At 47.2% G+C, this 21,053-nt stretch carries 16 protein-coding genes; 14 read left to right on the plus strand and 2 right to left on the minus strand.

The window, feature by feature from the left end; translation table 11 throughout:
- Positions 1 to 54: 54 nt before the first annotated feature.
- From aroC to RA178_RS08260, 5 genes are all read left to right on the plus strand, one after another.
- On the plus strand, positions 55 to 1,149 hold the full coding sequence (gene aroC / locus RA178_RS08240) for a chorismate synthase (RefSeq protein ID WP_028761043.1): 1,095 nt from the start codon (positions 55 to 57) through the stop codon (positions 1,147 to 1,149).
- A 66-nt stretch (positions 1,150 to 1,215) separates the two neighbouring features.
- Entirely contained in the window at positions 1,216 to 2,391 is a 1,176-nt protein-coding gene (locus RA178_RS08245) for an MFS transporter (RefSeq protein ID WP_263236889.1), read from the plus strand.
- Positions 2,392 to 2,452: 61 nt separating this feature from the next.
- On the plus strand, positions 2,453 to 3,631 hold the full coding sequence (locus RA178_RS08250; RefSeq protein WP_287481134.1) for an ATP-NAD kinase family protein: 1,179 nt from the start codon (positions 2,453 to 2,455) through the stop codon (positions 3,629 to 3,631).
- A 4-nt stretch (positions 3,632 to 3,635) separates the two neighbouring features.
- Positions 3,636 to 3,920: a YfcL family protein gene (locus RA178_RS08255; RefSeq protein ID WP_011788898.1), complete on the plus strand. Its 285-nt coding sequence runs from the start codon at positions 3,636 to 3,638 to the stop codon at positions 3,918 to 3,920.
- Positions 3,910 to 4,683 carry an RNA methyltransferase gene (locus tag RA178_RS08260; protein WP_306685104.1) on the plus strand — a complete coding sequence of 258 codons (774 nt, stop codon included), beginning with the start codon at positions 3,910 to 3,912 and terminating at the stop codon, positions 4,681 to 4,683. The genes RA178_RS08255 and RA178_RS08260 overlap by 11 nt, the downstream gene beginning before the upstream one ends.
- A 96-nt stretch (positions 4,684 to 4,779) precedes the next feature.
- Here RA178_RS08260 and mnmC1 read toward each other — a convergent pair whose 3' ends face one another.
- A complete protein-coding gene (gene mnmC1, locus RA178_RS08265) occupies positions 4,780 to 6,822 on the minus strand; it encodes an FAD-dependent 5-carboxymethylaminomethyl-2-thiouridine(34) oxidoreductase MnmC1 (protein ID WP_306685105.1) in 2,043 nt (680 codons plus the stop codon).
- Positions 6,823 to 6,960: 138 nt separating this feature from the next.
- Between mnmC1 and fabB the strand changes: the two genes are divergently transcribed.
- The 9 genes from fabB (at position 6,961) to purF (ending at position 19,243) form a co-directional block, all read left to right on the plus strand.
- Positions 6,961 to 8,172: a beta-ketoacyl-ACP synthase I gene (gene fabB / locus RA178_RS08270; protein ID WP_168824238.1), complete on the plus strand. Its 1,212-nt coding sequence runs from the start codon at positions 6,961 to 6,963 to the stop codon at positions 8,170 to 8,172.
- A gap of 160 nt (positions 8,173 to 8,332) precedes the next feature.
- Positions 8,333 to 9,463 carry a 4-phosphoerythronate dehydrogenase gene (locus tag RA178_RS08275; RefSeq protein ID WP_306685106.1) on the plus strand — a complete coding sequence of 377 codons (1,131 nt, stop codon included), beginning with the start codon at positions 8,333 to 8,335 and terminating at the stop codon, positions 9,461 to 9,463.
- A 2-nt stretch (positions 9,464 to 9,465) separates the two neighbouring features.
- On the plus strand, positions 9,466 to 10,482 hold the full coding sequence (locus RA178_RS08280; protein ID WP_131523510.1) for an aspartate-semialdehyde dehydrogenase: 1,017 nt from the start codon (positions 9,466 to 9,468) through the stop codon (positions 10,480 to 10,482).
- 177 nt (positions 10,483 to 10,659) lie between these two features.
- Positions 10,660 to 14,097 carry a FimV/HubP family polar landmark protein gene (locus RA178_RS08285; protein WP_306685107.1) on the plus strand — a complete coding sequence of 1,146 codons (3,438 nt, stop codon included), beginning with the start codon at positions 10,660 to 10,662 and terminating at the stop codon, positions 14,095 to 14,097.
- Between the two features lie 102 nt (positions 14,098 to 14,199).
- On the plus strand, positions 14,200 to 14,985 hold the full coding sequence (truA, locus tag RA178_RS08290; RefSeq protein ID WP_028761033.1) for a tRNA pseudouridine(38-40) synthase TruA: 786 nt from the start codon (positions 14,200 to 14,202) through the stop codon (positions 14,983 to 14,985).
- Between the two features lie 44 nt (positions 14,986 to 15,029).
- On the plus strand, positions 15,030 to 16,301 hold the full coding sequence (gene folC / locus RA178_RS08295; protein ID WP_306685109.1) for a bifunctional tetrahydrofolate synthase/dihydrofolate synthase: 1,272 nt from the start codon (positions 15,030 to 15,032) through the stop codon (positions 16,299 to 16,301).
- Positions 16,294 to 17,067, plus strand: a complete 774-nt coding sequence (locus RA178_RS08300) for an SPOR domain-containing protein (protein ID WP_306685110.1) — start codon at positions 16,294 to 16,296, stop codon at positions 17,065 to 17,067. The genes folC and RA178_RS08300 overlap by 8 nt, the downstream gene beginning before the upstream one ends.
- A gap of 115 nt (positions 17,068 to 17,182) precedes the next feature.
- A complete protein-coding gene (locus RA178_RS08305) occupies positions 17,183 to 17,671 on the plus strand; it encodes a CvpA family protein (RefSeq protein WP_028761030.1) in 489 nt (162 codons plus the stop codon).
- Positions 17,672 to 17,728: 57 nt separating this feature from the next.
- Positions 17,729 to 19,243, plus strand: a complete 1,515-nt coding sequence (gene purF, locus RA178_RS08310; protein WP_028761029.1) for an amidophosphoribosyltransferase — start codon at positions 17,729 to 17,731, stop codon at positions 19,241 to 19,243.
- A gap of 127 nt (positions 19,244 to 19,370) precedes the next feature.
- Here purF and RA178_RS08315 read toward each other — a convergent pair whose 3' ends face one another.
- Positions 19,371 to 20,849, minus strand: a complete 1,479-nt coding sequence (locus tag RA178_RS08315) for an alanine/glycine:cation symporter family protein (protein WP_105252099.1) — start codon at positions 20,847 to 20,849, stop codon at positions 19,371 to 19,373.
- Positions 20,850 to 21,053: the final 204 nt, after the last annotated feature.

Here is a 21,053-nt window from a genome sequence, read left to right on the forward strand (position 1 = left end):
CAGTACTCGCTGGGCGCGGAGCGATGAACAAATAACCTAAGGTGTACAAAGCGGATGTCTGGAAACAGTATTGGTCAAAATTTTGTAGTGACGACGTTTGGTGAGAGTCACGGTGTTGCACTGGGTTGCATTATTGATGGTTGCCCACCAGGGCTTGAATTAACCGAAGCCGATATGCAGCATGATCTTGACCGCCGTCGCCCAGGGACATCCCGATATACCACGGCCCGCCGTGAGCCCGATGAAGTGCGGATTTTATCCGGCGTTTTCGAAGGTAAAACCACGGGCACCTCGATTGGACTCTTGATTGAAAATACCGATCAACGCAGTCAAGATTACTCTAATATCAAAGATTTATTTCGCCCTGGGCACGCCGATTATACCTACCAGCAAAAGTACGGTATGCGTGACTACCGCGGTGGTGGCCGCTCATCAGCCCGTGAAACTGCGATGCGGGTTGCGGCGGGTGCTGTGGCGAAAAAGTATTTAAAGCAAGTTCACGGTATCGAGATCTACGGCTATATGTCGCAGCTGGGTCCTATTTGTGCGCAGACCATTGATCTTGACCAAATCGAGCAAAATGCCTTTTTCTTCCCCGATGCTAGCAAGCTGGAAGCGCTTGATGAATACATGCGTGAGCTGAAAAAATCCGGTGACTCGATTGGCGCGAAAATCTCCGTTATCGCGACAGGTGTGCCAGTGGGTTTAGGTGAGCCAGTATTTGATAGACTCGATGCCGATATCGCCCACGCGCTGATGGGTATTAATGCCGTCAAAGGTGTTGAGATTGGTGATGGTTTTGGTGTCGTGACGCAAAAGGGCTCCGAAGGGCGTGACTTAATGTCGCCGCAAGGCTTTGAATCTAATCATGCGGGCGGTGTACTCGGTGGGATTTCGTCGGGTCAGCCGATCATTGCCCATATTGCCTTAAAACCCACATCAAGCATCAGTGTGCCGGGCCAAAGTATGACGGCGCAGGGTGAAATGGCCGAAGTTGTCACTAAAGGTCGTCACGATCCCTGTGTTGGGATCCGCGCAGTACCGATTGCCGAAGCTATGCTTGCCATTGTGTTGATGGATCACTTGCTAAGACACAGAGCGCAAAATCAGGATGTGCGTAGTCATACGCCAGTGCTTGGTATGCGATAAGTCGCATGAAATAGCTGGTATGCGATAACGATACAATGAGTGGCATGAGATAAATGGAATGCGTTAATGTCAACTTCTTCTAGCACAAGCCGGCAATTGCGCTGGCTTTGTGCCTGCTATTTTTTCTTCTTTTCTATTCTCGGCACTATGGTCCCTTATCTTGGGGTATTCTTCGAAAATCGCGGTTTTAATCCTCAAGAAATTGGCTTTTTACTCGCCATCCTGATGGCGACGCGCATTGTTGCGCCGAATGTGTGGGCTAAAGTGGCTGACCGTACTGGGATGCGCACCGAGCTGATCAAAATGGGTGCGGGAGCCGCCGCGCTGGCGTATTTGAGTTTCTTCTACCATGGTGGTTTTGTGTATATGGCGCTGAGTTTGGCTCTCTATACTTTCTTTTGGAATGCGATCCTCGCCCAGCTTGAGGTGATCACCTTAGAAACCTTAGGCGAGAATGCCAGCCGCTACGGTCAAATTCGCAGTTGGGGCAGTGTCGGTTATATTTGTCTTGTTGTCGGTGCGGGCTTTGCCATTGGTCAGTGGGGCACAGAAGTGCTGCCTTATATTGGTTTGTCATTATTTATTGGCATGTTAGCCAGTGCGTTGCCATTACCTGCAAATCGTTTAGTGCGTGACACCAGTCAAGTGCGGCCGCCATTGCAATGGAATCGGGCGATTATTTGGTTCTTAGTCTCGGCCATGTTGCTGCAAATGAGCGCGGGACCTTTCTACGGCTTCTTCGTCTTATATTTAAAGCAAGCAGGTTACTCCGAATCCTCGGCGGGCATATTTGTCGCCCTTGGCGCTATGGCCGAGATCGTGATGTTTATGTTCGCGCCGCGTTTACTCGGCCGCTATGGCGTGAATACCTTATTGATTGTCAGCATCGGCATGACTTGTCTACGTTGGTTATTGGTTGCTTTTGGGGTAGATAGTGTGTTGTGGCTTGGTTTTAGCCAATTATTACATGCCTTTACCTTTGGCTTAACCCATGCGGCATCGATTCAATTTGTGCATAAACATTTCGATGCGAGTCACAGAAGCCAAGGTCAAGCCCTATACGCCAGTTTAAGTTTTGGGGTTGGCGGCGCGCTCGGTACTTGGATTTGCGGCTATATTTGGGGCGATGGTAGTGGGGCGGTTTGGTCTTGGGTATTTGCCGCAGTATGCGCCTTTGCCGCTATGCTGGCGGTATTCTTTATCCCTAAGGATAAACCGAGTGTTGCAGCCCATACGGCCTAGTCATATCCATTAAGATAAAAATATAAAAAAAATCAAAAGATTGCGTTAAGTGAGGTAAAGGGTGATTCGGTTTCGTTTAGGGTTAGTTGTCAATCCGTTGGCTGGCTTAGGTGGCAGTGTTGGTCTTAAGGGCAGCGATGGCGTTGCCGAAGAAGCGCTCGCCTTAGGCGCTGAACCCAAAGCCGCCTTGCGTATGATGCAGGCCCTCGAGGTTATCCGTGATTATAGTGATGACATTGAAGTCATTACCGCTTCAGGCATCATGGGTGAAGACGCCGCTAAAACACTCGGTTTTACCACGCGAGTGGTGTATCAAACTCCGGATAAAACCCAGGCGCTGGATACGCAGGCCGTTGTGCGTGCGCTGCTGGATGAACCGCTGGATTTACTGCTTTTTGCTGGTGGTGATGGCACGGCCCGCGATGTTTACTCTGTATTTGAACAAGCCACTATCGACGACAAACTCCCTGTGCTCGGCGTGCCTGCTGGGGTGAAAATTCATTCCGGCGTTTACGGTATTACGCCCCATGCGTCTGGCATGGTGGTCAAGATGTTACTCGATGGCGAACTTGTCAGTTTGATGTCCGCCGATGTGATGGATATTGACGAAGTGGCTTTTCGCCAAGGCACAGTGCGCGCTAAACGATTTGGTGAGCTCTTAGTGCCCGCCGAGCCGCGTTATGTGCAAGCGGTGAAGATGGGCGGCAAGGAAGTCGATGAACTCGTGCTGGCCGATATCGCCGCCGATGTGATCAATCAAATGGAAGATGAACTGTACATCATGGGCTCTGGCAGTACGGTTGCCTTTGTGATGGAAGAGTTAGGACTCGCTAATACCCTGCTCGGTGTTGATCTCATTCAAAATAAAAACCTTGTTGGCAGTGACTTAACCGCGAATAAATTACTCGAACTGACCCAAGATAAGCCGACTAAGTTGGTGATTACCTTAATTGGTGGCCAAGGCCATATCTTAGGGCGCGGTAATCAACAGTTGTCGCCCGAGCTCATTCGGCGCATCGGAAAAGACAATATTATTATCCTTGCCACAAAAACTAAGCTAAAAGCACTTGATGGACGACCACTAATTGTGGATAGTGGCGACCCTAAATTAGATAGCGAGCTTGGCGGCTATTATAAAGTGACGACGGGCTACCATGATTACGTCATGTATCAGGTGGCCAATCCAGATTTATTGGTCGCAGCAGATGTGTCGGCCAATCCAGTATTAATGGAGAGTTAGACCCATGTTAGAGCATTACGAAGACGCATTAGAACAGTGGATCGCCAGCGTTGTTAGCCATGGTGATGACGATGCCTTGTTTGCCTGTGGCTATTTACAGGGCCATGTGGCCGTAGTGTTGTCCCAATTGGAAGCGCAGGGTGAAACGGATCTTGATGCTTTAATGCTAAAAATGACCGACTGTCTAGCACTCGCGCGTCAAGAATTAAATGATGCCGATTATGCCTTGGTTGAACAGGCATGGGCACAGCTGCAGGCAAAGATTATAGGCGAATTGGATGTTGCCTAGCTCCCAGTCGATGACTGACAACGAGCACGTGACTAATACCGAAGTAACGAGTGTAGAAATGCCTAGTGCTGAATTAGCCAGTGAGCAAGCTATCGATGCCAGCGCGGTATTTATCGGCTTAGTGAATCCTAAAACACCCGTTAACGTCGGTGGCATTATGCGCGCATCGGGTTGTTATGGCGTCGATGGCGTATTTTACACTGGCAGGCGCTACGAGTTAGCCGCGCGTTCGGGTGCTGTGCAATACCATGTCGATACTAAAGATGCTGGCGAGCGCATTCCGCTCACGGGCGTCACTTCATTGTTAGCCGCGGTTCCGGCGGACACTCAGCTTATCTGTGTCGATTTGGTGGTGGGCGCGACGCCGCTGCCGGATTTTGTTCATCCCGCAAAAGCCTTTTATGTGTTTGGTCCTGAAGATGGCACCATTGGCCAAGAGATTATCGATAAAGCCGATGCCGTAGTGTATGTGCCTACGGTCGGGTGTATGAATCTTGCGGCTTCGGTCAATGTGTTGCTATACGACAGATTGGCTAAATCCCACCGTGAGGCTGCAAGCCTGACATCGAGCCTAGCATCTGGTCTACCTTCGAACTTAAGCGGCGATGCGCTCATCCGTCAGAGTCGTGATAACAACAATCGTACTCGGGTGAAAGGGCCCAGAGCGCCGCGAAAACCTCGATATGTTGAATCCAGTAGTGTCGGGTCTAGCAGCCTTGAACCTAGCAGCATTGATAACGCGATAGCCATCACAGCAGCTTAATTGGTTTAAAAATAATATTTTTAAAAAGGGATTAAGCCATGGCTTAATCCCTTTTTTATAGCGCTCAAAAACGTTATTTTTCTAGCGATTGATTGTCTAGAGCGCTTTGCCCTTGAGCAATTTTCGCAGCCACATGCGATTGGGGTTGAGTTTACACAGAGTCGCTTTATCGAGTGGTATTGGTTCGCCGCAAAGCTGCGCCGCGAGACATTCGGCGGCCAGTGGCCCAGAACTTAACCCCCGTGAGCCTAACCCACCAAGAATATACAGCCCTTGATGCACCGGCGCTGGCGTGGTTTGCCAGTAGTGGCGACTCTCTTTAGTGAGTTGATGTTGCTCATAATCCTCAAGGATTTTAGGCACATCGGGCGCGCAGCCCATCATAGGGAAATGATCCCGCGTGACCATACGCACGCCAACGCGAGCATTGTTGCCACTCATGTCGATATCATCAAGCCAGCCTTGGTCAGGATAACTTTCATGCATTTTGGTGAGATTTTCTTGCTGCTCCTGCGGGCAAAAATCTAAATGCTTAGGTTCTTTAACGTAACTCGCGCCAAGACAGTGGAGTCCTTGGTGACTCGGGGTTAAATAACCGTTGGCGCACAGCACAGTCGCGAGTTGACTCAATTGAAACTGAGCGGGCACATGGCTGACTTGGCCGCGAAAAGGGCTAATTTGTAATTTGTTGCTGGCATCAAATTGCGTGAGCGCTGCGCCATTGGCGAGCACAAGTTGTGCAAAGGGGCCAAAGCGATGCTTAGCGGTGATTAAATACCAACCTTCACTTTGATGCTCAATTTCAAGGATCTCAGTCTCCAAATGGAGTTTGACCTCGGTAAGCTGCTGCGCTTTTTGTATTGCGGCTTCGGCATATTCGTACGGACAAACCCAGCCAGCCAGCGGATAGAAAAAGCCTGATTTGTCAATATTAATGTTCGCAAGAGAATTGGCCAGTTTCGCATCGACTCGATAGGCTATTTCACTTGGCCAGTTCTGGCTTTGAATAATTTTATCGAGTCGTAATTGGCTGCGTTCATCGTGGGCAGTTTGCAATACCCCGCAAAAATCATGGGAAATCGGCGTTTGATGTGGGGCGGGGACAGATGTCAGCGCCTGTACTCTACGGCGGCTAAATAAAAATGCCTGCTGGAAGAAGCGGCTTAATTCATCATTTTCCGGTGTCAGCAGCGGATAAATCGCTCCTTGGCGGTTGCCCGAGGCGCCTTGGCCAAGCTTGGCATCTTTACAAAAGATCTGCGTGCTTTGGCCGCGTTCCGCCAAAGACAGTGCCAAATGCGCCGAGGCTAACCCGCCGCCTATGATGGCAATCGAGCTGGGCGCGTCCGAGGGTAAGATTGCAGCCATAGGATTAAAGGCATAGGCTTTAGCATCTTGCTGGCGTAAGACGTGGCGCTCGTGTAACAAAATGGCATCAGGCTGATGGTTTGTCTGTATTTCAGCGCAGGTAAAATCCCTCACCTCAAAGCCACAGGCTTGGAAATGGCTCACAGGTGTTTCGCTTAATACGCTTGATTCGTTTAATCCAATAGTTGCCACAGTGGCGCCATCGTCACTGAGTTTTGCCATCTGCCAATGGATCTGCTGATTTAACCCATTTTGTAGATGGGGCAATACCAGCCAGTGCTGAACGGGGTGAAGCGGAGAATGGATGAGCGAACTGAGCTGGGATTGAATATCACCAAAGTGCAGGTCGATTGTGGTACGACCGTCATCAAAAATTAATCTCTGGCAACCTATAATAGCCGTCGGCTCTGTATGAAGTAAGCGTTGGGCAAGTGGCTCAAGTTCAGGCACTTTGGTTAAACAGGCGGATTGATCCCAAAGTAATTTAAGTTCGTACGCATTAATCGGATTGGGTTCGAATACGTTAAGGAGTAATCGTTGGTTAGGATTTGTCTGAGTGCGCCACCAAGATAAGAGTTCAAGCCCGTTGCCTAAACCTATTTGCCCTAATACTAAGAGTTTTTGCTGTGAATGAGCCTCAAATACCCGCTGCTGATAAATGCTCAACTTGCTGAGATAGTGTGCATCAGTGTGAGCTGTTGCGGGATAAAGGTTGATTAATTGCGGGTAATCGCGCTTAATTTGGCAAGGTTTATTGGGCTCTGCAGTCAAAGAAATTTACTCTCGGTCTCATAATTGGCATTATTTTACTCGCCTTTATGGAAAGCTGACCACTTAATTGAGTCAAAACAGATACTATTGGCTCAGCGAAAAGTAGGTACTGACATGTACACAATGGATAGCAATAAAATGAAAAGAGTCGTGATCACCGGAATGGGTGTTGTTTCAAGTATCGGTAATAACAAGCAAGAAGTGACCGAGTCACTGAAAGCGGGCCGCAGTGGTATTACGCATTCAGCTCAGTTTGAAGAGATGCAATTACGTAGCCATGTATGGGGTGACATCAAGTTAAACCCTGCTGAGCATATCGATCGTAAGGCATTGCGTTTTATGGGTGATGCGGCAGCTTATGCCTACATTGCTATGCAAGAAGCGGTTGCCGATGCCAATTTAACTGAAGAACAGTATTCAGATCCGCGCGTAGGTTTGATTGTGGGTACAGGCGGCGCATCATCGTCTAACCAAGTACAATCTGCCGATACATTGCGTGAAAAAGGCGTTAAACGCGTAGGTCCGTATATTGTGCCTCGCATCATGTCGAGCACGGCCAGCGCTTGTTTAGCAACGCCATTTAAAATTAAAGGCATGAATTATTCTATCAGTTCAGCCTGTGCAACTAGCGCCCACTGTATTGGTCATGCCGTTGAACTTATCCAAATGGGTAAGCAAGACATGGTGTTTGCCGGTGGTGCTGAAGAAGTGGATTGGACGCTGACCATGGGCTTCGACGCTATGGGCGCACTGTCAACTAAGTACAATGCCACACCAGAAAAAGCCTCTCGTACCTATGATGCAGACCGTGATGGTTTTGTTATCTCTGGCGGCGGCGGTATTTTAGTGGTTGAAGAGTTAGAGCATGCTCTGGCTCGCGGCGCAAAAATTTACGCTGAAGTGATTGGTTATGGCGCGTCTTCAGACGGTTATGACATGGTGGCGCCATCGGGTGAAGGCGCTGTGCGTTGTATGCAAATGGCGATGATGGATGTCGATACCCCAATCGATTACATCAATACTCACGGCACTTCAACGCCAGTGGGTGACGTGCGTGAATTAGAAGCGCTACGTGAAGTTTTCAAAGACAAGTGCCCACCGATTGCATCGACTAAGTCTATGACAGGTCATGCATTAGGCGCCGCAGGCGTACATGAAGCGATTTACAGCTTAATCATGATGGAAAACAGCTTTATTGCCCCAAGCATCAATATCGAAAATCTGGACGAAGCGGCGAAAGATATGCCTATCGTGCGTGAGTATCGTGATGCTGAGCTGACTACAGTCATGAGTAACAGCTTTGGTTTTGGTGGTACAAACGCCACGCTAGTGATGCGCAAATTCAAATAAGTTTGTTTATCAAACACGATAGAAGGGAAGCTTAGGCTTCCCTTTTTTATGGGCGTTTTTTGTAAACCTGTTGCATCGACAAGGATTTATCCCATTAGTCTTGTTAGAATACCGAGCATCTTGATGCCTTCCATTTCCACTTTTTTTAGATCAGGTGCCCATGAAGATTTTAGTCGATGAAAATATGCCCTTTGTTGAACCGTTATTTGGCTATCTCGGGGAAATTATTCCTGTTAATGGCCGCACGTTAACCGCAGCGCAAGTGCGCGGTGCCGATGTGTTATTAGTGCGCTCAGTCACCAAAGTGAATGCCGAGTTGCTCTCGGGCAATCATCAACTGAAGTTTGTCGGCAGTGCCACTATAGGCACAGATCATGTGGATTTAGCCTACCTTGCCGAGCGTAATATCCCCTTCTCTAATGCACCAGGTTGCAATGCGACTGCGGTTGGGGAGTTTGCTTTTATCGCTATGCTGGAGTTAGCACAGCGGTTTGATTCGCCGCTTAAGGGTAAGGTCGTCGGCATAGTGGGCGCGGGCAATACCGGTACTGCAACAGCTAAATGCTTGCAAGCCTACGGTATTAAAGTACTGCTTAACGATCCCATTAAAGCTGCAGAGGGCGATCCACGCAGTTTTGTGAGTTTAGAGACCATCATGGCGCAGGCCGATATCATCAGTTTACATGTGCCCATCACGCGAACGGGCGAGCATAAAACCAAACATTTATTCGATGAGGCGCGCTTAAAGGCGCTCAAACCCAATACTTGGTTAGTTAATTGCTGTCGTGGCGATGTGATAGATAACAAAGCACTTATCAGAGTTAAACGCCAGCGTGATGATCTCAAACTTGTACTTGATGTGTGGGAAGGTGAGCCAACACCGATGCCTGAACTCGTGCCACTGGCTGAATTTGCCACTCCGCATATTGCAGGTTACAGCTTAGAAGGTAAGGCGCGCGGCACTTTTATGCTCTATCAAAAGCTGTGTCAGTTACTTAATATTACTGCCGATAAAAGTCTGCTGGATCTCTTGCCAAGCTTTAACATTAAGGCGGTCGAACTTGCGACTGCGCCGAATGAAAAAGCGTTATTACAGCTTGCGCGTTTTGTCTATGATTTGCGCGATGATGACAAGATGTTCAGAAATACATTCTTAAATGAGAATGGCTTCGACACTATGAGAAAAAATCACCAACATAGACGCGAATTTAGTGCATTGGCGCTGGCTTATGACGGTCAATCTGAGGTAGATTGGTTGTCCAATTTAGGTTTTTCAGGAGTCGGTCAGTAGCTATGTCACAGGAATTTAATGTTGTCGTTTTAGGTGCATCGGGCGCAGTGGGTCAAACTATGATAGAGATCCTCGAAGAGCGTAATTTCCCGGTTGCCAATTTGTACCCTTTAGCCAGTAGCCGCAGCGCCGGTGAAACGGTCAGCTTTCATGGCAAACAAATTACCATTCTCGACGTAGAAACCTTCGATTGGACCCAAGCTCAAATTGGTTTCTTCTCTGCAGGTGGTGATGTTTCCGCCAAATGGGCACCGATTGCCGCTGAAGCAGGCTGTGTTGTGATTGATAACACCTCTCACTTTAGATACGACATCGATATTCCTTTGGTTGTACCTGAAGTGAATCCGCATGCTATCGCTGATTTCCGCAATCGCAATATCATTGCTAACCCAAATTGCTCAACCATTCAAATGCTGGTGGCACTTAAGCCAATTTATGATGCCTATGGTATCAGCCGCATTAATGTGGCAACGTACCAGTCAGTATCGGGCACAGGTAAAAAAGCCATTGAAGAATTAGCGCATCAGTGCACTAAATTACTGCAAGGTTTACCTGCCGACGCTGAAGTCTATCCAAAACAAATTGCTTTTAACGTATTGCCACAAATCGATAAATTTATGGATAACGGCTATACCAAAGAAGAAATGAAAATGGTCTGGGAAACCCAGAAGATTTTCGGTGACGATGAGATTTTAGTGAATGCGACTGCCGTACGTGTGCCTGTGTTTTATGGTCACTCTGAAGCCATTAATATCGAAACTCGTCAGCCTGTTGATGCCGAAGACGTTAAAGCTTTACTGCGTAATGCCGAAGGAGTGGTATTGTTTGAATCCGATGATGATTATCCAACAGCAGTGACAGATGCCGCAGGAACCGATCCGGTTTATGTGGGTCGCATTCGTAAGGATATTTCTCATTCTCACGGGATTAACTTGTGGGTTGTGTCAGACAATATTCGTAAAGGCGCAGCCTTGAACAGTGTGCAAATTGCCGAGATCTTAGTGAGAGATTATTACTAAGCATTAGATTGCATTTGATGCCCATTGAAAAGCCTGCTGTCAGCAGGCTTTTTTTGTTTTACAATTGTGAACAGTAGCAGGGCGGGGATTTCTGGTTTATAGTAATCTCAATAAATACAATTGCCTAAAGCCTGTTATCAGTGAGATAACTTTATAGCGCTTCAAAGGGAAGGATTGATGAAATTTCGCACTTCGTATCTTGTGGGTCTAATGGCCACTGTTTTAGCTGTTTCTTCTACCGCTTATTTTATTGATCCCGCCGTTGCTGCAGATACACCAAGATTAAAACCCTTAAAAATCATGGGGCCAGACGGACAGATCCGTCAAGTTAACCATCAATATGGTCCAACGACATCGAAAGACACTTTTTGGAGCATAGCGCAAAAAGTCCGTCCTGATGCCAGTGTTAGCGTCTATCAGGTGATGGCCGCCTTATACGATGCTAACCCTCATGCGTTTAACTCTGCCAGTTATAACAGTTTAGAACGCGGTATGATCCTGCTCATTCCGTCCAAAGAAGTCATGCTGTCGATCCCCAATCGTATGGCGATAGCCAGAGCAGAGCAAAGTGATAGACAATCTCGGGCTCCGGCGAAAGCAGCGTCTAAACCGCCAGCTAAGGTGACGACAGCAAAAGCGCCAGTCACGGCTCCTGCGGTGATTGTTGAAACGAAAGTGACACCACCTAAAGCGGTTGTTGAAACACCTGTTCCAGAAAAGCCCAAGATGCTGAGTTCAGATGTGACGGCGCGGTTAGAAGCGGCAGAAAGCAAAAATCTGTCATTAACCGATGAATTAGCCCGCACGCAAGATCAACTCTCAGTGCGCACTTCAGATGTTGAAGCGCTAAAAGTTAAAGTTGAAGAATTAAATCAACGGATTGCTGTGCTGGAAGAAACACTTCAAGCCAGCAAACTACAAAACCAAGCCTTGAAAGCCGAAGTTGAAGCTGCGCAAGTGCCAGAGACGATAGCTGTTGAAGCTGAAGTAGAGGCAGAGGCACCGATTGAGCCCGATGACTTGTGGCGCAATATCCTTAACAGTCCTGCGTTATTGATTGCCGCGGCTGTGATCCCTGCCTTGTTCTTACTGCTTGCTGTGTTCTGGTTCCTGCGCCGTAAACGCAATAAAGAACGTCGTGAAATGCAGACACAAGAAGCGGTTATGGCCGCCGGTGCCGCTGGGATTGCGGGTACCGCCATCATGGATATGGATGATGACGATTTAGACGATATGGCGGTACATTTAGATTCTGACCATGCGGACTCCATCGATAGTCTTCTTGATATGGGCAGTGTCGATTTACAACCTGAGCAAGATTTGACTGACTCCCACGATCAGATGGATATGGCTTCTGAAATGTTTGTCGATCCGGGGATCTCTGCCGAACCTGAGGTTGAAGACGAAGGGCAATCTCTTGATGATCTGTGGGCAGAAGCGATGGGCGATCAGGAGGATGATATTCCTGAAGAGAAACCTAAATCTGGCAATATTCTTGAGGAAGCCGATCTTGATGCACTATTAGCGGGCCTAGGTTCTGACGACAGCACTTCTGAAGACAGCACCGAAGCCGAAGAGGATTTAAGTGAATTAGAGCGTAACTTTGCGAGCGATTTAGCTCAAGAAGATGACAGTAATGATGTTACTTCTAAGCTGAATGATGTTGAAGTCGCAGACACTAAACCTGCCGATGAAGCCATCGCGGATGACGATGATCTTGATGCATTACTTGCCGAGTTTAGTGTTCCTGCAGAAGATACTGAGATTGCACAAGCGCCTGCACCAGACGTTGTTGCGTCTGATGATGAAAATCTCAGTGCTGCCATAGCCGCAGAACTCGGTGATGAGCTAGATGATGAACTTAGCGGAGAAGACGTTGATGATATCGATGCCTTATTAGCTGATTTCGATAAACCAACGCCAGCCGCTGAACCTGAAGTCGAGCCTGATCTTGGCGCTGAAATTGCTGCTGAACTAGATGCGGAGCTTAATGAACTGGGTGTAGAAGACACCGATGACATCGATGCCCTGTTAGCCGATTTCGATAAACCAGCAGAACCTGAAGTTGAACCTGATCTCGGCGCTGAAATTGCCGCTGAATTAGACACTGAGCTTAATGAACTGGGTGTAGAAGATACCGACGACATTGATGCCCTGTTAGCCGATTTCGATAAACCAGCAGAACCTGAAGTTGAACCCGACCTCGGCGCTGAAATTGCCGCAGAGCTAGACGCTGAGCTTAATGAACTGGGCGTAGAAGATACTGACGACATTGATGCCCTGTTAGCGGATTTTGATAAACCGACGCCAGCGGTTGAACCTGAAATCGAGCCCGATATTCGTGCTGAAATTGCCGCTGAGTTAGACGATGAGCTTAATGAATTAGGCGTAGAAGAATCCGATGATATTGATTCACTACTGGCGAGTTTTGATGCTGAGCCTGAACTCAAAGTCGATGCAGAAGATGATGATATCAGTGCAGAAATCGCCGCAGAATTAGAAGCTTCATTACCGGAAGACATAAAAGGTGAAGCGTCAGGTGATGATGATTTAGATTCACTCTTAGCTGAGTTTGATGTGCCGGAGCAATTGGATGCCGATGAAGATGAATTCGACTTCGATATGGAAACGGCGCAGCTCGATTCAGAAGACAATTCAGTTGACGAAGATAATTTACTTAAAGGCATTGGTGCGGCTCACTCTATCGACGGCACCGATGATACTTTTACATTAGTCGAGGAACTGAGTGACGATAACGACGCTGATGTATTAGCGACGGTCGCAGTCACTTTGGCCGCTGCTGCAGCCGCGGCCAGTGTTAAAGAAAAAGAATCTTCTTTCTTTAATGATTTAAAAGCCAATAAGAGCAAAGATCCCCATGTACTCGATTGGGACTCAGAGCTAGATTTTGCGCCTAAGGCTAAGCCTGCGGCAACGCAAGCAGATGTAACGGCTAATGATGTTGAGCCTAACAAAGATGCCACCGCGCTGGATTATGCTTCTCAAGAGAAGCCCATTAAGGCTACGCGTAACGATATTGATTTTAGTGAAGATTTTAAACTTGATATCAAAGAAGACGCGGATGATTTGGACCTTGAGCAAGGGCTAGACTTAAGTGACGATAATGTGCTCGCCGCTTTTACAGCCAATACAGATTATGACGATGAAGATGTGTTGACGTCGGAAGACAGTTTCTCTCTGGTCGATGATCATAATCTTACCGTCGATGAAGCCTTGGCTGCACTCGATGCCCAGGAGTCACGAAAAGCGCAGAAAAAGTTTGTTCCTGACCATGATTTAACCAGTTTTCAAAATGAAAACGGTTTTATCGACATCGACAAGTTGCTGAATGATGCCGATGAAGAGGGCGCAGATACCGATTTGTATTCGGAAGTTGACGTTGAGATGAGTGATGTCGGTGCCTTAATCGGTGATGCCGCGATGATCGATGTTGATGATGAAGAAAACTCAGTCAACGCTAAGCTGGATTTAGCGCGTGCTTATATCGAAATTGACGACAGCGACAGTGCGAAAGCCCTGCTCAAAGAAGTGCAAATTGACGGTAACGAGCGCCAGCAGGATGAAGCAGGACGTTTGCTCAAAGAGATTAGTTAATCCCGATTGAGAGTGTTTCAATCTAACGGCGCCTTTAGCGCCGTTTTTTTTATGGGCTGCTGTGATAAAATGCGCCGCTAAATCAATTGTGAGGATAAGTGGATGCGGATTGCATTAGGTATTGAATATGACGGTAATGGTTATTTTGGCTGGCAACGTCAGGCCGAAGTCGATTCAGTACAAGGGCAATTAGAACGGGCGTTATCGATAGTGGCCAATGAGCCTATCGGCGTCTTCTGCGCTGGCCGTACCGATGCGGGCGTGCATGCCACTGGCCAAGTGGTTCATTTTGAAACCAATGCCATTCGTAATGAAGGCGCATGGACCTTAGGGGTGAATGCTAATTTGCCCGACAATATTGCCGTACGTTGGGTCAAAGAAGTCGACGACAGCTTCCATGCGCGCTTTTCGGCGACCGCCAGACGCTACCGCTATGTGATTTATAATCACACTTTTCGCCCTGGGATTTTACGCCATGGTGTAAGCCATTATCACGGCAATATCGATGCTGACAAAATGCACCAAGCGGCACAGGCACTCTTGGGTGAGCAGGATTTTACTAGCTTTCGCGCTGTCCAGTGTCAGTCGAAAACACCGTTTCGTAATGTGCATTGCGTTAATGTCACGCGCCAAGGTATGTATGTGATTGTTGATATCGCCGCGAATGCTTTCTTGCATCACATGGTGCGCAATATTGTCGGTTCATTGTTAGAAATCGGTCTAGGTAATCAGCCACTGACTTGGATGGGCGATTTGCTCGCATTAAAAGACAGAAACCAAGCCGCAGCAACGGCTAAACCCCATGGACTCTATTTAGTTGATGTGACTTATCCAGAACAATATCAATTACCTAAGCTCGCCCTTGGGCCATTATTCATGTTGGATTGAAAAGATCTTATTTGAGAGATAATCGAATACGAGGATATACGGACATGCTTACAGTACCAGCGTCAAATGCAGCATTGGAACAGTGGTTGGATTATTTGCTATCTATACATCCAACCGAAATCGATATGGGGTTAACCCGTGTCTCTAAGGTCGCGCAAACCCTTGGTCTTTTGGATTTAGGTCAAACCAAGATAGTGACAGTGGCGGGGACGAACGGCAAAGGCACCACCTGCGCCATGCTCGAAAATATTCTGCGCTTATCAGGTTTGACGGTGGGCGTATACAGTTCGCCACACATGCTGAAGTACAATGAGCGAGTGCGTATCAATGGTAGCGATGTCAGTGATAGCGATTTTGTTACGGCATTTGAGCAAATTGAAGCCGCGCGCGGCGATATTTCTCTGACCTTTTTTGAATACGCTACGCTTGCAGGCTTGATACTCTTTAAAGCCGCTCAGCTTGATGTGGTTATCTTAGAAGTCGGTTTAGGTGGACGGTTAGATGCTACCAATATTATCGATGCCGACATTAGCGTACTGACGTCGGTCGATTTAGACCATGAAAGTTATCTCGGTAATACCCGTGAGCTTGTGGGCCGTGAAAAGGCGGGCATTTTCCGCCGTGGTAAACCTGCCATTGTAGGTGAACCCAACTTGCCACACACTGTCAATGATGTCGCCAATGAGGTTGGCGCCATCTTGTATCGCGTCGGTAACGAATTCAGTTATCAAGCCCATGGCAATCTGTGGGATTTTCAAGGTCAAGTGCTCAAACTGCACGATTTAGCGTTACCAACTTTGCCATTACCTAATGCGGCGACTGTATTGGCAGTGATTGAACAGGGCTGGCCGGATATCACGCCTTCAATTATTGCTGAGGGTATTAGCACGGCTCGGTTAACGGGTCGATTAGAGCGGGTGAGTGAGCAGCCGTTAGTGTTACTCGATGTTGCCCATAATCCCCATGCGGCGCGTTTTTTGGTACAACAGTTAGCGCCAATCGTTGTGGGTAAGCGCGTGTTCGCCCTTTGCGGCATGTTGAAGGATAAAGATATCGCAGGTGTGTTGCCTGTGATCAACCCACTGATTGACACTTGGTATTTGGTCAGTCTGCACGGTGAGCGTGGCGCGAGTTCGGCCATGCTACGCAAAACATTAGCCACTGAGGCTGCTGCATTTGAGTTTGAGGACATATCTGAGGCTTGGTCTGCATTAAAAGCGCAAATTAACCCAGATGATGTGGTAATTGTGTTTGGCTCCTTTTACACTGTGGCAGGTTTTAAGTCTCAATTTATGCAGGAAGTCAGTTTTGTCTAGCCAGTTTCATAATCGTTTAGTCGGCACTGTGGTGCTGGTTGCGCTTGGGGTAATTTTTTTGCCGGATATTTTGGATGGTAAAAAAGATCGCCAAGAAGAGCAGTTTTCCGAAATTCCTTTGCGCCCGACCGTGATTGAGCAGCAAAAAGCCGACGATGATATGTTTGAAGTCTTGTCGGCCGAGGATGCTGCCGCGCTGAATGGGACTGAGGTCGCCCTAGCTGAAATGCCAGTTAATGCTGACAATGAAAAGTCTGTCGCCGCGCCAGTAATCGAAGTCGCAAAGCAAGATGTTAAGAAAGACGTTAAGCCTGATGTTAAAAAAGCAGAGCCTAAGCCTGAAACGAAACCTGAAGCTAAAAAAGAGCCTCCTAAAGCCACTGTAAAAACTGAGCCGGCTAAAAAAGCGGACGCTAAAGCGACCACTGTGGCTAAGGCTGAAAAGCCGAAAGCAGAAATGCCCAAAGCCAGTGCAGCCAAAGAGGATGCCGTTAAAGTGGTCAGCCGTGACAGCTTGAAAAGTGGCTTTACCTTGCAGCTTGGCAGTTTTAACAACGCAACGAATGTTAAAGCTTTGGTTGCACAGCTACGTAAGAGTGGTTTTAAAGCGTACACTATTCCTGAAAACCCTAAAGATGGCGTATTAACTAAAGTGTTTGTCGGACCCGATGTGTCTGAGGCAAAGCTGAAGAAAGTACAAGTTGAGGTGGAAAACCTTACACGTCTCAAGGGCTGGATTGTTCCTTTTAATCCCTTAGAATCTTAATGGTGATACAACACACGAGACTGAAAATGATTTATTTACCTCACTAGGGGTGAGAATCGTTTCAGTCTCTGGTAGAATCGCGCCGTCTTAAAGCCCATGTCGGAAAGCCATCTCAATGGTTTGGATTGATTACGCTATCATATTCGTCATCGGATTATCGACTCTCATCAGTCTGATCCGTGGATTTGCCAAAGAAGCCATGTCCTTAGTGGTATGGTTTGCGGCTTTCTTTGTTGCCAGCCAATTTTACCAAGATCTTGCCGTTCACTTAACACAAATGAACGATGAGATGCTGCGTAATGGCGTTTCTATTGCCATCCTCTTTATTACCACTTTGGTACTCGGTGCCTTAGTTAACTATATTCTCGGACAACTTGTTGTCAAAACCGGATTATCTGGCACTGACAGGCTTTTGGGCTTGTGCTTCGGTGCTATTCGAGGCGCGCTTATTGTTAGCGCCTTGTTGTTTTTCATGGATGCTTTTACAGGCTCTCCCAACTCCCAATGGTGGAAAGATTCTGTGCTAGTGCCCGAATTTGGCGTTGTTATTCAATGGTTTTTTGACTATTTGGAAAATACCTCCAGCTTTGTACCCAAACTATAAGAAAGAAAATAAAATAATCCTAAGTGATAGAACATCTTACAATGAGGAAGCTTACCCATGTGTGGTATCGTCGGAATAGTTGGCCAATCATCGGTTAATCAGACCATTTATGATGCACTGACAGTGTTGCAGCACAGAGGTCAGGATGCGGCAGGTATTGTGACCATTGATCGTGGTGCTTTCAGACTACGTAAAGCCAATGGTTTGGTTAAAGACGTTTTTGAAGTCAAACATATGCAACGCCTACAAGGTAATGCGGGTATTGGCCATGTGCGTTATCCAACTGCGGGCAGTTCAAGCGCATCTGAAGCGCAGCCTTTCTATGTTAACTCGCCATTTGGGATCTCATTAGCCCATAACGGTAACTTAACCAACACAGTCGAATTAGCCGAAGGGCTGATCAAAAAACGTCGCCACGTGAACACCACTTCGGATTCTGAAGTCTTGTTAAACCTGCTCGCCGACGAACTGCAAAAAACCACGAGTTTGACTCTGACGTCGGAAGAAGTGTTCGATGCGGTCGCTAACGTACACCAACAAGCTCGTGGCGCTTACGCGGTTGTTGCCATGATTATTGGTCAAGGCTTAGTTGCGTTCCGTGACCCATTTGGTATTCGTCCTTTGGTATTAGGTAAGCACGAAACTGCCACTGGCACTGAATACATGGTGGCTTCTGAAAGTGTGGCACTCGATGCCGTTGGCTTTGAAGTGATGCGTGATGTTGCACCGGGTGAAGCGATTTATGTTTCAATTGACGGCCAGCTGTATACCCGTCAATGTGCAGCCGAGCCTAGCTATGCACCTTGTATCTTCGAATTTGTTTATTTTGCCCGTCCAGATTCGACGATCGACAAAGTGTCTGTATATGCAAGTCGCGTCAACATGGGCGCTAAGCTTGGCGAGAAGATTAAGAAGGAATGGTACGATCACGATATCGACGTGGTTATTCCTATTCCTGAAACCTCTTGCGATATCGCGCTGGAGATTGCCCGTTGCATGGACTTACCGTACCGCCAAGGTTTTGTGAAAAACCGTTATATTGGCCGTACCTTCATCATGCCTGGTCAACAGGAGCGCAAGAAGTCAGTGCGTCGTAAGTTGAATGCGATTAACACTGAGTTCAAAGGCAAAAATGTCCTGTTGGTGGACGACTCTATCGTTCGCGGTACGACCTCAGAGCAAATCATCGAAATGGCCCGTGAAGCCGGTGCCAAGAAAGTTTACTTTGCCTCTGCCGCACCAGAAATTCGTTTCCCGAACGTGTACGGTATTGACATGCCAACGTCGAATGAGCTTATTGCCCATGGTCGTGATGCCGATGAAATCGCCAAGTTAATTGGTGCTGATGGCATTATTTTCCAAGACTTACCCGATTTGATTGAAGCGGTAAGAATGGAGAATCCTGCGATTAAACGTTTCGAAACGTCCGTATTTGATGGTCACTACATCACGAACGACGTTGACCAAGCGTATTTAGATCACTTGACGCAACTGCGAAATGACGATGCCAAAGCCGATCGAAATAAAGATATCGGCACTAACTTAGAGCTGCATAACGTCTGTCACCCATAAGGATTGTGGGTAATTCAGTATCGTAAAGTTTGTGTCCTTTTTGTTCTAAACGATACAAAAAAAGCCAGTGAGAAATCACTGGCTTTTTAATGGTTTATATTTGCTTAACGGATCATAGTGGTAACGTCTACGTATTTATGCGTTGCGCTGTTTCAGTCATTACATTTTCTTCAGCGTGCTTACGTTCAACCCAGTAATCCGCATTTTTAATACCCAGTTTTACTGGGTCGAAGAGTGGCTCTATGCCAAGTGCCTGCTGTGATTCATAATCTTTAAGGCAAGTGAATGCGGTTTTCCTTAATAGAATAATGGCAATAATATTGAGCCATGCCATCAGTCCGACACCAATGTCACCCATTCCCCAAGCCATATCAGCCGTTTTAACTGTGCCGTATACGGTTGAGCCAATGATCACGACTTTGAGAACGACCATGAACCAAGGATGATTTACTTTACGGTTAATATAGGCAATGTTGGTCTCGGCAATGTAGTAATAAGCCACTATGGTCGTAAAGGCGAAGAAGAACAGTGCGATAGCCACAAAGATATTGCCAAATCCTGGCATCATACTTTCCATTGCCGTTTGTACGTAGCCAGGTCCTGCAGCGACTCCGGCAATGCCGGTATAGAGCGCCGCACCGTCTGGGCCCTGAACATTATACAGTCCTGTAATGAGCAGCATGAAACCTGTTGCAGAGCAAACGAATAAGGTGTCGATATACACAGAAAAAGCTTGAACTAACCCTTGTTTGGCAGGATGGCTTACCGCCGCTGCAGATGAGGCATGTGGCGCTGTACCTTGACCCGCTTCGTTGGAGTAAATACCCCGCTTTACCCCCCACATGATGGCTAAGCCTAAAATGGCACCAAAACCCGCATCAAAGCCAAAGGCACTTTTGATAATTAACCATAAAATACCCGGTAGCTGGCCAATATTTAGCGCTATGATGACACAAGCCACTATGATGTAACCCAGTGCCATAAAGGGGACGACGGCACTGGCAAAGTGAGCGATACGTTTTACACCGCCAAAAATAATAAAACCAAGAAGCATAGCCAGTATGGCTGCAGTCACATTAGGATCTATGTTGAAAGCAGTTTTTAAACTTGAACCAATCGAGTTAGCTTGTACGCCCGGCAGCAGGATCCCACAAGCAAATATGGTCGCAATTGCAAATACCCATGCATACCATTTCATGCCTAAGCCTTTTTCAATATAAAAAGCAGGTCCACCGCGATACTCACCATTGATTTTTTCTTTATAGACTTGACCTAAGGTAGATTCAACGAAAGCGGAGCTGGCACCGAGAAAGGCAACCATCCACATCCAAAATAAAGCGCCAGGACCACCAAAGGTGATTGCTGTGGCGACCCCTGCAATGTTACCTGTACCGACTCGACCCGCTAATGTCATCGCGAGAGCTTGAAAAGACGACACTCCCGCATCAGTACTCTTACCATCAAACATCAGGCGGATCATTTCTGGCAGATGGCGCAGCTGTAAAAATCGAGTGCGAAGGGAGAAATAGAGCCCGACACCTAGGCAAAGAAAAATAAGTGCAGGGCTCCAAATTACACTATTGATCGCGTTGACAATCTCATTCATAGACTCCGATTCCTTTATTGTGTTGTTTTAGCAGAGTTTTTAGGTTTACGGTTATTCAACAGATGTTGAGTTAGGACATTCACTTTTGATTAAGACATTTTTTGTAAATATCCAAGATACTCAACATAACTATTTTTTAGGGAGCTTCATAGTTAAAGTGTTAAATATTTGAAACCAATGTGTTTTGAAATTGAGTTTTAGCAT

It is taken from the genome of Shewanella oncorhynchi (genome assembly GCF_030848765.1).
Lineage (GTDB): Bacteria > Pseudomonadota > Gammaproteobacteria > Enterobacterales > Shewanellaceae > Shewanella > Shewanella oncorhynchi.